The sequence below is a fragment of the Enterococcus sp. 4G2_DIV0659 genome, from assembly GCF_002140715.2.
Taxonomy (GTDB): Bacteria; Bacillota; Bacilli; order Lactobacillales; family Enterococcaceae; genus Enterococcus_L; species Enterococcus_L mansonii.
This window is the reverse complement of record NZ_NGLE02000001.1, coordinates 1,479,668-1,493,746: the sequence shown is the minus strand read 5'-3', so window position 1 is coordinate 1,493,746 and position 14,079 is coordinate 1,479,668. Positions and strand designations below refer to the sequence as shown.

Genomic DNA, 14,079 nt, shown 5'->3' with positions numbered 1-14,079 from the left:
TAATCATAAAAGGAGAAGAGGACGAGACAAAAGTGTTCAGCTCCGAGAAATAAGAGGGAATTCACGAAAATTGCTTTAAAAATTTTTGTGAATACCAGCTTATTTCCGAAGGATCTGCTTTTTTCTCGCCGTTTATTCGGATTTTGGGTGTCTGAGATATAACTTGCAGAGTTATGACCCAGACGCTCTCGAGCGACCTTGGATGAAAACGCTTGCTTTCTCGTGTTAACTATTCTATCGTAAAAAAGTAAAGAGTTATGCAATGAAAGAAGGAGGACTAAAAATGATCAATTTACGCAAAAAAATGATCTTTACGCTTGGGTGTTCGCTTTTAATTGGTAGTTTTACTTATGATTTGGGGTATGAGAGTTTTGCAGAAGGGACAAACGAAAGCAGTCAGACAACTAGGTCGATGTATGAATCTGATTTTACGAAGCAATTAGGCCAGTGGCAAGATACTATAGGGAATGCCAATAAAACCATTGGTAATAACGGATTAACAATTGCCAATACCAAACAAGGAACAAATCTAGAATCTGTTTCCCTAAATAAAGATGCTGGCCTAAAAAGCTCAGGTGATCTTGAATATACGTTTTTATATGAAGGGCAAACCAATTTTGGCGTGGTCTTTCGCGGGGATGTACAAGACGCAAAAAAATGGCAGTCTTTTGCCTATACTCGTGATGGGCAATGGCAATTAGGACAACCTGGAGGCAAGTGGATTACAACGATCACTGGGGCAAAACTAATTTCAGGTCAGCAATACAAATTAATGATTCGATATGAAGGAAAAAGCATCAAAGCCTTTTTAAATGATCAATTGCTCTATGAAAATAATGAAGTGATTTATCCTAACACCTCTGCGTCTATCGATGGCGATTGGGAAGGCTATGTAGGAATTCGTCTTTTTGGAAATCTCTCAAAATTAAACGTTCTTTCTATGCGTAGTGGTGCAGTCGGAAGTATTCCTGTTGAAAATGCTGAGAGTGACTATGCAAAATTAAAAGAAAAATGGAAAAACCAATTAGTATCCGACCAATATGATGAAACGAACGCACCACTTGTTACTTACGTACAAAACCTTTCAAAAGAAGCAGAACAATTATTTCAAACGTTAAATAAAGACCCAAATCGAACCTATCTTTGGCCGTTGGAACAAGGAAATACGCCGTCCGCGGACCTAACGACACAATTTACAAAATTACAGAAATTAGCATTAGCATATGGCACAAAGGGCAGTCTGTTTTATCATGATCCTCAGATTGCTGCAGCAATTGAAGACGGACTGGATTTTATGGTCACTAAAAAAGGATATGATGGGAAGAAATATCATGGCAATTGGTGGGATTGGCAGATCGGTGTACCGCAAAAATTTGTCAGTATTCTAATGATTCTTGGTGATACCCTCCCTCAAGCGAAACAACAACAATACACAACCGCAATCAGCGGCTATGTGCCTGATCCTTTTAAACAACTGTATACGAAAACTCAAGGAACATTTGTTGATTTAGCTTTTATTCCTAATTTTGTGACATCAGGAGCAAATCGGACAGACTTAGCTCAAACTGTTTTAGCTTTGGGGATTTTACAAGAAAATGAAGGGAAAATCAGTCAAGCATCCAGTAGTATCGTTGATGTTTTTAAATTAGTGACTAAAGGGGACGGCTTTTACCAAGATGGTTCCTTTATCCAACACAACAATATTCCCTATACAGGTTCGTATGGGAATGTCTTAATGAAAGGTGTCGGCCAAATTTTAGCCATCACAAAAGATTCTAAATTTGAAATGGCACCAGATATTGTGCACTCGTTTGTTGAAAGTGTGGATCGAGCGTTTATCCCATTAATTTATCAAGGTGAGATGATGCCGCTTGTTAATGGACGCTCCATCTCAAGAGCACCAGCGAAAACCAAGGTGGGGTATGGTTCCACTACATTATACAATTTACTTATTGTTTCTAAGTTTGCACCAGCAGAATACCAGCAGAAATTTAAAGAAGCAGCGAAGCATTGGATGAAAGAAAATCCAGCCTATTATTTAACCAATGCCAGAGATTATAATGACTTACAAATGACCATGACTTTATTAGACGACGCTTCAATTATTGGGGATACCTTACCTTTTGTTGGCACAAAAATGTATGCTTCAATGGATCGTTTTGTCCAAAGAACACCGAATTATATGTTCGGACTAAGCATGTACTCTAGTAGAACGTCTTCATTTGAAGCTGGAAACAAAGAAAACAAACGTGGCTGGCATACGGCTGATGGGATGATGTATCTATACAATGATGATGAAGTTCAGTTCAACTCAGCTTACTGGCCAACGATCGATCCGTATCGGTTACCAGGTACGACAGTGGATACAGTCCCTTTGAAAGATGAAGTATCTGCTTTTACAACCGTCACATCGAAAGAAAAATGGGTTGGCGGTGCAGCTTTGGATAATCAAGCTATCGTAGGGATGGCGCTGAATAAAGCTGGTACCAAAAATAATGGCACGCTACTTCCGATGAACCTTCAAGGGAAAAAATCATGGTTTATAATAGATGGTCAAATCGTTGCCTTAGGAGCTGGGATTAAAGGGAACACGACCGCTTCAATTGAAACGATTGTTGATAACCGCTTGTTAAATGATCAGTATACCTATCAAGTATTGTCAAACAATGGGCTGATTCAGCAAGAAAATGAGCGTAGTAATAAAGAATGGCTACTATTACAATCAGACCATCAAAATGCAAACATCGGGTACTACTTCCCAGAAAACGCAACAGTTGATGTAACTAGTGAAGTTCGCCAAGGAAGCTATACACAAATTAATGAAGCTTTTCCGAGTAACGATATCTACACAGGAAATTACCGGAAGTTTGTGATTAATCACGGGCAAAATCCTACAGATGAAACCTATGCCTATGTGACACTACCAGGGATTGATGAAGCTGGATTGAAAGCATACGCAGCAGAAAAACCAGTGACTATTTTAGAAAACTCCTCAGCTATTCAAGCGATTGAATTGAAAAAAGCCAACTATCTGGGGGTAAATATGTGGAAAGACACTGGCGGCAGCATTGCGGGGATATCATCGAATAAAGCTATTTCTCTGCTTAAAAAGACCAGTGAAGGAAAGAAAACTTATGTACTATCAGATCCAACCCAATCAAATGTTGTAATGACAGTCAAATTACCGAAGGATTTCACTAAGATTTTGACGATGAGTGAAGGGATCACTTATGATGAAACCACAGAAATGTTTACACTCCGTTTTGAAAATACAGGGGGAAGTAGTAAACAGATTGTTGTAGAGTAAAAGAATAGCAAACGACTTTTGGCTATCTTTTCTTCTAACCGAAGGAAAGATAAGCTAAAAGTCGTTTCTTATTTGGAATACCGTGAACTCAATTGTATAAATGGAATGCCGCCTAATGTGATAAGACCAAGAGTTAAAAACAGTTGGAAATACCCATTAATAGAAAAGAAACTGAATAAATAAGAGCCTAACACAGGGCCAAGTGAACTGCCTAATTTCGTTAGCTCAGCTAACCCAAAATACAATCCTTTGCTACTGTTTGGTGCAAGTGAGTCAATCAAATAGTCAAATCGTGCCCCTAACAATAATTCACCAAGACTATAGGAGAGTACGACCAAAAAAATAATAAAAGGATAATCAGCCGCAAAAGGTAGTAAAAACAAGCTGACACCAAATAAACCATTACTAACAGTTAAAAGAACGTAAGATGAAATCCCTTTTGTAAATCGTACTACAGGAAACTGCAATAGCAGAATCGTGCCAGCGTTCATAGTTAAAAGGAAATGATACAGTGTCACACCTGATTCAAACAATTGGCTATTGGAAAAAAATTGCGGAACGATTGAATTAAATTGTGAATAGCCAAAATAAGAAAAGCTAACACCTGCTAATACAAGGACAAACGGCAAAACTTTTTTATGAGCTATTCGCTGTGTTTTGGGTGACGTTTTTATTGAAACTACCGTCTCGATAGAAGAGAAATTCAAAACAAGCCCGTTAGCAAATCCGTAAATAATATAGAAACATCCTAATAACAAGTAAGGGTACAGAGAATCTTTAGCAGCAAAAAGTAAGCTTAATAGAGGGCCTACAAGAGCACCAATATTCAGTGCAGCATATCGGAAATTATAACTGATAATTCGCTGCTCGGGTGGAGAAAAGAAAGATATTGCTCTTTTTGAAGACGGTTCAAAAATAACATAGCACAACCCGTTAGCCCCATTCAATAGTAAAAACGTAATGAAAGATTCTGCAAAAAAGAAACAAATAAAAACAAATCCCCACAAGATTGGCGTATAAGTCAGAATTATTCGCTTATTTATTTTGTCTGTTAAATACCCGCCTAAAGGACTGCATAAAACGTTGATCAAAGGGCTGATACCAAGTATATAACCAATTTGCAGAGGGGAAAAGTGTCGTTCATTTGATAAGTAAATGGCCAAAAAAGGGATACTCATAAACCAAGCAGTTCGTGTAAATAACGTTCCTAAAAGTAGGACACGAATGTTCGCATTTAATTTTTTTATCATCATAGCCTCCTAAATAGTTTATAGGTATGGTATCATGTTGAAAATAAAGTGCTTTTTTTGTTGCGTATACGCACAATTTTGTGTGTAGCCTACTTCAAAAAAGAAAAAGCAGAGAGCGGAATGAACGACGGGGGAAAAGCACTTCGCTTTTAAATTAGGAGGAAAACAATGACACATTTTGGGCAAACGATTAAACGGATTCGACTGTCTAGAAGTCTCAGTCAAGAGGAAGTATGTAAGGGAATCATGAGTCGATCGAATCTTTCACGCTTTGAAAACCAATTATATATCCCTAGTTTTGACAAGGTTTTACAATTACTAGATCGCTTATTGGTAACTCTAGATGAATTTATGTATATTCATAGGGATTTTTTACCTAGCCGGTATGAGTATTATTACGGACAACTAATTCGCGCAGAAAACTATCAAGACAAAGAAGAGATGCTGAGAGTATCCGCTCAAATTGCTGAAAACAAACACGAAAGTAAAGGGTTTTATGAATTGTTTTTACTTTCCCAACTGACGTTAATTGAGAACGAATTATCTTCGCTTTTGACGAAAGAGGAGATTGCGGCCTATATGCGTCCGATATTACTTAATTTAGAAAACTGGCTATTTCAGGATTTTCGACGGTTGAATAATTTTATTCAACTATTTGAAATAGATGAAGCAACCTTTCTGTATGATCGAGCGATCAAGGAATTTACAAAATATGACGGTTTTACAAAAGAAAATAATATAAAAATTCATTTGTCATTAAATCTAGGTCAATTATTTTTGGCCAAAGAATTACCTGAAAAAGCATTTATTTACTTTAATAAATCCAAACAATTTGCTCGGCAAAAAAATAAATTTTATCAAGAATTGGTCAGCGATTTATTTATTGAAAAAATTTTGCATAGAAAAAATATAAGCTATCAAGATCATACCTATAGTGAACTAATGAAATTATTGTCTGAATTGGGTTATGACTCTTTGGTTCGCTCCAGCGTTACATATACAAATTAAAATAGTCGGCGTTTATCTGTTGACATTTTCAAGCAATCGCAGTAAGATTTAAATGTAACTTATGATGTTACTAAGAGTTGGAGTGATAGACATGGCCATGTCAACGAAATTAAGTGTTGCGATTCATATTCTCAGTTTGATCGAAATCGGACCACCCGATCGTGTCAATTCTGAATTGATCGCATCAAGTGTAAATACCAATCCAGTTGTTGTCAGACGATTGATGAGCAAGCTAAAAAAAGCTGGACTCATTCATACAAGCAGAGGCGCAACTCAAACATATTTACTAAAAAAACCAGAAGAAATCAACCTTTACGATATATACCAAGCAGTTGAATTAGACCATGAAGTATTTAATATTCACCAAAATCCTAATCCCAATTGTCTCGTAGGGGCGAATATTCAAGCGGCTTTAGAAGGACAATATGTAAAGGTTCAGCAAAGTATGGAAGCAGAATTGAAAGAAATTGCTTTATCTGATGTAATTCATCAAATGAAGCAGTAAGAGACGTAGATGTGTCTCTTCTCTTTTTAGATTTAAATGTAACAAAAAAAGTTTCATTAATGGGAAGGAAGATAAAGATGAAAGTAGCAATTTTAGGAGCAAATGGTAAAGCAGGTTCAGCGATTTTAAATGAAGCAAAAAAACGTGGATTAGAGGTTACTGCGATTGTTCGTAACGCTGCAAAAATGACAGATGACACACCAGTAATTGAAAAGGATGTCTACAATTTAACAACAGAGGATGTGAAAGGTTTTGACGTTTTAGTCAGTGCCTTAGGTTTCTGGGGTGATGTAAATGAATTTACAGGATCAACACAACATCTGATTGATATTTTAACTAATCAAAAAACGCGTTTATTAGTTGTCGGTGGTGCAGGAAGTTTATTTGTAAACCCTGAACATACTGTACGTTTAAGTGAAACTCCTGATTTTCCTGAAGCATACCAACCATTAGCAACTGCGATGGGTAAAGGATTGGGCTTATTAGAAGCAACTAAAAATGTTAATTGGACATATATCAGCCCAGCAGCAGAATTTGATGCACAAGGTCCAGCAACGGGAAGCTATGTTGCTGCTGGAGAAGAATTAGAAACGGATAAAGAGGGTAAAAGCTATATCTCTTATGCCGATTACGCAATTGCAATGGTGGATGAAATTGAAAAAAATGCACATCCTAACCAACGTTTTAGTGTACATCAATAAAACAAATAAAAAAGAATTTCCTGATAAAACGGGAAATTCTTTTTTTATTGATTAGCCGAAACACTTAGAACAAGGAGTTAACCCTCTATTTAGGGCCTCTTCTAGCGTAGCGGGCGTATATGTTCCATTTCCGCATTTTCGATTATGGTATTTTTCTCCTGTTCGAGTCACTAAAACCATTTCTTCAGTGCCTTGTGTATTTGGCGCAGGGGTTTCTGGGGTGTGAGCGGCAGCTGGGGCTTGTTGTTGCTCCATAGCAGCTTGTTGTGCTTCTTGTTCTGCCTTTTCAACAGCAGCACGGGCTGAGGCAATTTGTTTTTCTACTTTTTCTTTTTCAGTGATTTTTTGATGGACCGTTTCTAACCGTTTTAATAAGGAAGATTTATTTAAGGTCGCTTTGGCTACTAAGGCAGTTGCAGAATCCACCTGTTCTTTTGTTTGTTTTGTTTCTGCTAATTCAACGGCTTCGTGAATAGGTACATTTTCCTTTACGATTGCTAATCGTTTAGTAAAATCATCTTGTTCTTTCGTTAACGAAGTGATGCGTGTGGCAGCTTCATCATAATTTTTTTGCGTGGGTTTATTTTCAGCTAAAACTAGAGCAGTTTCAGCTTCTTTTAGTGTTTTTTGTTCTTGTTTTTCTTTATTTAAAAAGGCGATGAATGCTTTTGATGGTTTGACTTCAATTGTTTCAACTTTATCCTTATCACCGATTGACGCGACAAAAGTTAGTTTTTGCGGATTATCGTCTTTTAAAGTTACTTCATATGAAAATTCGCCGTTGTTTGTTTTGATTTTTTTTCCATCGAGGGTGATGTTGCTTTGGTCATTGGTCGTTCCTTCGATTAGTGCGATTCCTCTATCATTTGTTTCGACTTCTTTTTCGGCGATGCTAATACGTGGAGATGTTGGTAACGCCAAGCCAGCTCCGATCATTACAACAAAACTAATCCCAGTTAAAAGTAATGCCTGCTTTTTCGGTTGTTTTTTGAACCCTGCTTTCAATGAAAAAAATCCTCCGATTAGTACGCCGAAAAAACTTATTAATGAAATAAATGCAACCATATTTCTTTTTTCCTCCTTTTGTATTAATATACAAATTGTATCATATTATTATATAAATGATAATAATTTCGCCGTTTTGAAATATAAAGTAAATCGAGCTGTTATACAGCTACAAAAAAATTCCTGTGATAAAATGAAATCAGAACCATTTGCGTATTTTATTAGAGAAGAGGAGAAAAATGAAAGCAGAAATTATTGCAGTTGGTACAGAGTTGTTATTAGGTCAAGTTGTCAATACAAATGCGACTTTCCTATCAGAAAAATTAGCAGATGCAGGAATCGAAGTATACTATCATACGGTGGTAGGAGACAATCCCAGGCGTTTGGAACAGCTATTAATGGAGGCGCAAAAGCGGAGTGATTTAATTGTATTATGTGGTGGCCTAGGCCCGACAGATGATGATTTGACGAAAGATACCGTAGCGGCGCATATAGACCATTTGCTCATTCAAGATGAGCAGGCGTTAGACCGTCTTCATGACTTTTTTGCCTTTTCAAAAAATCAAATGACCGAGAACAATTTAAGACAAACCTTGATGATCGAAGGGGGGATTGCTGTTCAAAATCCAACAGGGCTTGCTGTAGGTACCCTTATTACTGTGGAAGAGACGACATATCTATTGCTACCTGGACCGCCTAATGAATTAAAACCAATGTTTACCCAACATGCCCTGCCATTATTAGAAGAACTTTTCCCGCAAAAAGAACAGCTCATTTCTAGAGTTTTACGGTTTTATGGTATTGGAGAATCACAATTAGTAACGGAACTAAAAGAATTAATCGATACCCAGACGAACCCAACCATTGCGCCATATGCCAAGCCAAATGAAGTGACACTAAGATTGACTGCTAAAGTGGTAGATCAAGCACAAGGTAAACAACTGCTAGATATTCTTGAAGCACAAGTTATGACCCAAGTTGGTGAATATTTTTATGGATATGGTGATGACAACAGTTTAGTAAAGGTAACGGTCGAAGCACTAAAAGAACATGGAAAAACTGTTTCAGCCGCAGAGAGTCTGACTGCGGGGCTTTTTCAAAGCACATTAGGAGACGTAGCAGGTGTTTCAGAGGTATTCAAAGGAGGATTTGTTACCTATTCTGCACAAACTAAACAGGAATTTTTAGGTATCGATCAGAAATTACTTGAAAAAGAAGGAGTTGTCAGTAAAGCTTGTGCAATAGCAATGGCAGAACAAGCAAGGAATCGTTCAGGCGCTGATTTTGCTGTATCATTTACAGGTGTTGCAGGCCCAGGTGAGCTGGAAGGACAATCCGCCGGAACCGTCTGGATCGGTTTGGCAGAAAAGGGACAACCTGCCGTGGCTGAATGCTACCATTTTAATCGTGAGCGCAATTACATCCGTCAAAGTGCAGTAATGAAGGGTCTAGATTTAATCCGCAGAGCAGTAACTAAGAAAAAATAAAAAGGCGAATGTTTGTTCGTTTTTTGCTTGCTTTTTTTAAATAAACCAGTTATGATAGATTTATTGAAAAGGAATTTAAATCGTTTATATATAAGGAGGATTATCGATTGGCAGATGATCGTAAAGTGGCCTTAGATGCCGCATTAAAAAAAATCGAAAAGAACTTTGGTAAAGGTTCAGTAATGAAATTAGGGGAGAAGATTGATCAGCAGATCTCGACTATCCCAAGTGGTTCTTTAGCATTGGACGTTGCATTAGGTGTAGGTGGTTATCCAAGAGGACGGATCATCGAAGTATATGGCCCAGAAAGTTCTGGTAAAACAACAGTTGCGTTACACGCGATTGCTTCTGTACAGCAACAAGGCGGAACCGCAGCATTTATTGATGCAGAACATGCCTTAGATCCTCAGTATGCACAGGCATTAGGTGTAAACATCGATGAACTTTTACTTTCCCAACCAGATACTGGTGAACAAGGATTAGAGATTGCAGATGCGTTGGTTTCCAGTGGCGCGATTGACATAGTCGTTATTGACTCTGTAGCGGCTCTAGTGCCTCGCGCAGAGATTGATGGTGAGATGGGTGCCAGTCACGTTGGGCTGCAAGCACGCTTGATGTCACAAGCTTTACGTAAGCTTTCTGGTTCAATCAATAAGACGAAGACGATTGCGATTTTCATCAACCAAATTCGTGAAAAAGTCGGCGTTATGTTCGGTAATCCAGAGACGACACCTGGGGGACGTGCATTGAAGTTCTATGCAACTGTTCGTTTAGAAGTAAGACGAGCAGAACAATTGAAGCAAGGCACAGATATTATTGGTAACCGCACAAAAATTAAAGTAGTCAAAAATAAAGTGGCTCCGCCATTTAAAGTTGCCGAAGTAGATATTATGTACGGTCAAGGGATTTCTCAAGAAGGCGAACTCCTTGACATGGCTGTCGAAAAAGACATTGTTGACAAGAGCGGTGCATGGTATAGCTATAAAGAAGAACGAATCGGTCAAGGACGCGAGAATGTGAAAGTCTACATGACGGAACATCCAGAAATGGTCGAAGAAGTGTCTAAACGTGTTCGTGACGCATATGGCATTGGTGATGGAACAACAGTTGTTGAAGTTGAAGAAGGACAAGAAGAACTTCCTCTTGATGAGGAGTAATATAGACTGAGAAGCAAACTGATAAGAGCGGATGGCCGCTTTTCATTGGTTTGCTTTTTTTATAGTAATCATTCTTCTTTCGTACAGGACAGTTTCACCAGAAAGGGCTTTTTTGAGTTGACACACTGGTGTACAAACATTAGAATAAAGTTGTGTGCAAATACACGTATGCAAGTAGGCATATTGATAATTGATTATAGTTTATCAGAAAACTACATGAATATTGAAAATTTGAAGATAGTACGGAGGTGGAAACAATGGGTTTAGAAATTCTCCTCGCTATCATCGGTTTAGTTGTCGGTCTTGGTTTAGGGTTAGTCGTTGCAAAATCACGTCATGAAAAGGCTATAGATGGTGCAAAGTCTTCTGCAGAAGGTATCATTGAAAGTGCTAATAAAGAAGCAGAAACTCTGAAAAAAGCAGCTTTGTTAGAAGCTATGGAAGAAAACCAGAAGTATCGGTCAGAAATTGAAAGTGAGTTGAAAGAAAACAAAGTAGAACTTAAAGCTCAAGAAAATCGTTTATTACAAAGAGAACAAACGTTAGATCGTAAAGATGATTCTCTTGAAAAACGTGAAAACTCACTGGAAGAAAAAGAAGAGAAACTTGGTGCTAGACAGCAATTAATTGATGAGCGAGAAAAAGATGTAGAAGAACTAGTTGAAAAGCAACACCAAGAAATAGAACGTATTGCTTCACTATCTAAAGACGAAGCAAAAGAAATTATCATGAAATCAACAGAAGAAGAATTAAGTCATGAATTAACAGTAATGGTTAAAGAATCTGAGCTACGTGCCAAAGAAGAGTCAGATAGGAAAGCTAAGAACTTACTTTCTCTAGCGATTCAACGTTGTGCGGCAGATTCAGTTTCTGAAACAACCGTTTCGGTTGTTAGTTTACCAAATGATGAGATGAAAGGAAGAATCATCGGTCGTGAAGGTCGTAACATTCGTACATTAGAGACCTTAACAGGGATTGATCTGATCATCGATGATACGCCAGAAGCGGTGGTACTTTCTGGATTTGATCCAATTCGTAGAGAAATTGCTCGTATGACGCTTGAAAAATTGATTCAAGATGGTCGAATTCACCCAGCTCGTATTGAAGAAATGGTGGAAAAATCTCGTAAAGAAATGGATGAACGTATTCGTGAATACGGGGAGCAAGCAGCATTTGAAGTGGGTGCTCACACATTACATCCTGATTTGATCAAGATTTTAGGTCGCCTACGTTTCCGTACAAGTTATGGTCAAAACGTATTGAATCACTCAATCGAAGTTGCTAAATTGACAGGTGTCTTAGCCGCTGAAATTGGCGAAGATATTCAATTAGCTAAACGTGCTGGTTTACTACATGATATCGGTAAAGCCCTAGATCATGAAATCGAAGGCTCTCACGTAGAAATTGGTGCAGAGCTTGCGGCTAAATACAAAGAAAATGCAACAGTCATTAATGCGATCGCATCCCATCATGGGGACGTCGAAGCAACTTCTGTTATTTCTGTATTGGTTGCAGCAGCAGATGCTTTATCCGCAGCTAGACCTGGTGCTCGTAGCGAGTCAATGGAAAATTACATTCGCCGTTTAGAAAATCTAGAGAATATCTCTAATGGATTTGAAGGCGTTGAATCTAGTTTTGCCGTACAAGCTGGACGTGAAGTTCGTGTAATGGTCAAACCAGATGAAATCACAGATTTAGAAGCTGTACGTTTAGTTAGAGATATTCGTAAGAAAATCGAAGACGACCTAGATTATCCAGGACACATTAAAGTGACCGTTATCCGGGAAACACGTGTGGTAGATTATGCGAAATAACTAATATAAAAAGAAGCAACGCCTCAGGGCAAGTTGCTTCTTTTTTTGTAGTAGCTTACATTAGAAAAAATTCAGAATATTTTTACTAACCCACCGTAGTGTTTTAATTGCGATAAACATACAACTTTGATATATTCTGTATAGCTTTTATAAAATTGGGGGGTTTTTAGATGAAATTAAAGAAAAGTGCTTTACTAGGATTGATTGCTGTATCAAGCATTGCCCTAGTTGCATGCGGTGGAAACACGAAGAAAGCTGACAGCGGATCTGGCAGCGGAGAAAAAGTTTTCCGCTTCATTGAAAGACAAGAAATGCCAAGTGCTGATCCTTCACTTGCAACAGATGAAGTAAGTTTTGTTGCATTGAATAATGTATATGAAGGAATTTACCGATTAGATAAAGATAGCAAACCTCAACCTGCTGGTGCAGCTGAAAAGGCTGAAGTCAGCGAAGATGGTTTAACGTACAAAATCAAATTAAGAGAAGATGCTAAATGGACGGACGATAAACCAGTAACAGCTGCTGACTTTGTTTATGGTTGGCAAAGAACAGTTGATCCTGCGACTGGTTCAGAATATGCATACATGTTTAATTCTGTAAAAAACGCTGAAAAGATTTCTAAAGGTGAAATGAAAAAAGAAGAGCTTGGTATCAAAGCAGTCAGTGATTATGAATTAGAAATCACACTAGAAAAAGCAACTCCTTACTTTGATTACTTGTTAGCTTTCCCTTCATTCTTACCTCAAAGACAAGATATAGCTGAAAAATATGGTAAAGATTACACAACAGCTAGTGATAAAGCAGTCTATAACGGACCATTTACATTAACAGATTTTGATGGACCAGGAACAGATACAAGCTGGTCTTACACAAAAAATGATAAATACTGGGATAAAGACACTGTAAAATTAGATAAAGTCGCTATCGATGTAGTAAAAGAAGCACCGACTTCATTGAACTTATTCCAAGATGGGCAAGCGGATGAAGTGCCACTATCTGGAGAATTAGCACAACAAATGAAAAATGAACCAGATTATATTGTCTTAAAAGGTGCATCAACTTTCTATCTTGAACCAAATCAACGAGAAGAAAATTCACCTTATCGCAACGTGAACTTACGTAAAGCATTATCATACGCAATTGATAGAAAAGCACTAGTTGAACAAATTTTAGCAAATGGATCAGCTGTACCAACAGGATTGGTTCCAGAAGGTTTGGCTGCTAATCCTAAAACAGATGAAGATTTTGCCAAAGAAACAGGCAACGAAATCACCTATGATGCTGATAAAGCAAAAGAATCATGGAAAAAAGCCAAAGAAGAATTAGGGATTTCTACATTATCAGTAGACTTATTGATCGATGATACAGACAATGCCAAGAAGATGGCAGAATACCTTCAAGGTTCATTATCTGATACATTAGAGGGATTAAAAGTGTCTGTTAGTCCAGTACCATTCTCCGTGCGTTTAGATCGCTCTAATAAAGGAGATTTCCAAATCGCAGTTAGCGCGTGGGGAGCAGATTATGCTGACCCAAGTAGTTTCTTAGATTTATTTACAACAGATAATTCCTATAACAGAGGACACTATTCAAATCCTGAATATGACAAATTAGTTGAAAGTGCGGCAACAACGAATGCTAATAATCCAGAAGCACGTTGGAAAGATTTGTTAGATGCTGAAAAAATCATCATGGATGATATGGGCGTGGTTCCATTGTACCAAAAAGCTGAAGCACACCTTCGTTCTGAAAAAGTGAAAGATGTTGTGTACCACTCAACTGGTGCGAAATATGACTTTAAATGGACATATATAGAAGATTAAGAAAACATTTAAAAAGGCTACT

General features: G+C 37.8%; 10 protein-coding genes. 8 read left to right on the top strand and 2 right to left on the bottom strand.

The window, feature by feature from the left end; all coding sequences use genetic code 11:
• Positions 1-412 precede the first annotated feature (412 nt).
• Entirely contained in the window at positions 413-3,307 is a 2,895-nt protein-coding gene (locus tag A5880_RS06870; protein WP_256924835.1) for a hyaluronate lyase HylB, read from the top strand.
• A gap of 68 nt (positions 3,308-3,375) precedes the next feature.
• On the opposite strand, the gene A5880_RS06865 is transcribed toward A5880_RS06870, so the two are convergent.
• Complete coding sequence (locus A5880_RS06865) at positions 3,376-4,557, bottom strand: MFS transporter (RefSeq protein ID WP_179190448.1); 1,182 nt, start codon at positions 4,555-4,557, stop codon at positions 3,376-3,378.
• A gap of 168 nt (positions 4,558-4,725) precedes the next feature.
• On the opposite strand from A5880_RS06865, the gene A5880_RS06860 reads away from it, so the two are divergent.
• The 3 genes from A5880_RS06860 to A5880_RS06850 all read left to right on the top strand — a co-directional run bounded on the left by A5880_RS06860 (position 4,726) and on the right by A5880_RS06850 (position 6,771).
• The gene (locus A5880_RS06860; protein ID WP_086330956.1) at positions 4,726-5,565 is read left to right on the top strand and encodes a helix-turn-helix domain-containing protein; all 840 of its coding nucleotides are present in this window, start codon (positions 4,726-4,728) and stop codon (positions 5,563-5,565) included.
• 91 nt (positions 5,566-5,656) lie between these two features.
• Complete coding sequence (locus tag A5880_RS06855; protein ID WP_086330957.1) at positions 5,657-6,070, top strand: Rrf2 family transcriptional regulator; 414 nt, start codon at positions 5,657-5,659, stop codon at positions 6,068-6,070.
• Positions 6,071-6,147: 77 nt separating this feature from the next.
• Complete coding sequence (locus A5880_RS06850) at positions 6,148-6,771, top strand: NAD(P)-dependent oxidoreductase (RefSeq protein WP_086330958.1); 624 nt, start codon at positions 6,148-6,150, stop codon at positions 6,769-6,771.
• A 51-nt stretch (positions 6,772-6,822) separates the two neighbouring features.
• On the opposite strand, the gene A5880_RS06845 is transcribed toward A5880_RS06850, so the two are convergent.
• Positions 6,823-7,836: a hypothetical protein gene (locus tag A5880_RS06845; protein ID WP_086330959.1), complete on the bottom strand. Its 1,014-nt coding sequence runs from the start codon at positions 7,834-7,836 to the stop codon at positions 6,823-6,825.
• Positions 7,837-8,015: 179 nt separating this feature from the next.
• Between A5880_RS06845 and A5880_RS06840 the strand changes: the two genes are divergently transcribed.
• The 4 genes from A5880_RS06840 (at position 8,016) to A5880_RS06825 (ending at position 14,057) form a co-directional block, all read left to right on the top strand.
• The gene (locus A5880_RS06840) at positions 8,016-9,263 is read left to right on the top strand and encodes a competence/damage-inducible protein A (RefSeq protein ID WP_086330960.1); all 1,248 of its coding nucleotides are present in this window, start codon (positions 8,016-8,018) and stop codon (positions 9,261-9,263) included.
• Between the two features lie 107 nt (positions 9,264-9,370).
• Positions 9,371-10,420 (top strand): recombinase RecA, encoded by a 1,050-nt coding sequence (gene recA / locus A5880_RS06835; RefSeq protein ID WP_086330961.1) that lies wholly within the window; start codon positions 9,371-9,373, stop codon positions 10,418-10,420.
• A gap of 257 nt (positions 10,421-10,677) precedes the next feature.
• The gene (rny, locus tag A5880_RS06830) at positions 10,678-12,234 is read left to right on the top strand and encodes a ribonuclease Y (RefSeq protein ID WP_086330962.1); all 1,557 of its coding nucleotides are present in this window, start codon (positions 10,678-10,680) and stop codon (positions 12,232-12,234) included.
• 170 nt (positions 12,235-12,404) lie between these two features.
• Positions 12,405-14,057, top strand: a complete 1,653-nt coding sequence (locus tag A5880_RS06825; RefSeq protein WP_086330963.1) for a peptide ABC transporter substrate-binding protein — start codon at positions 12,405-12,407, stop codon at positions 14,055-14,057.
• Positions 14,058-14,079: the final 22 nt, after the last annotated feature.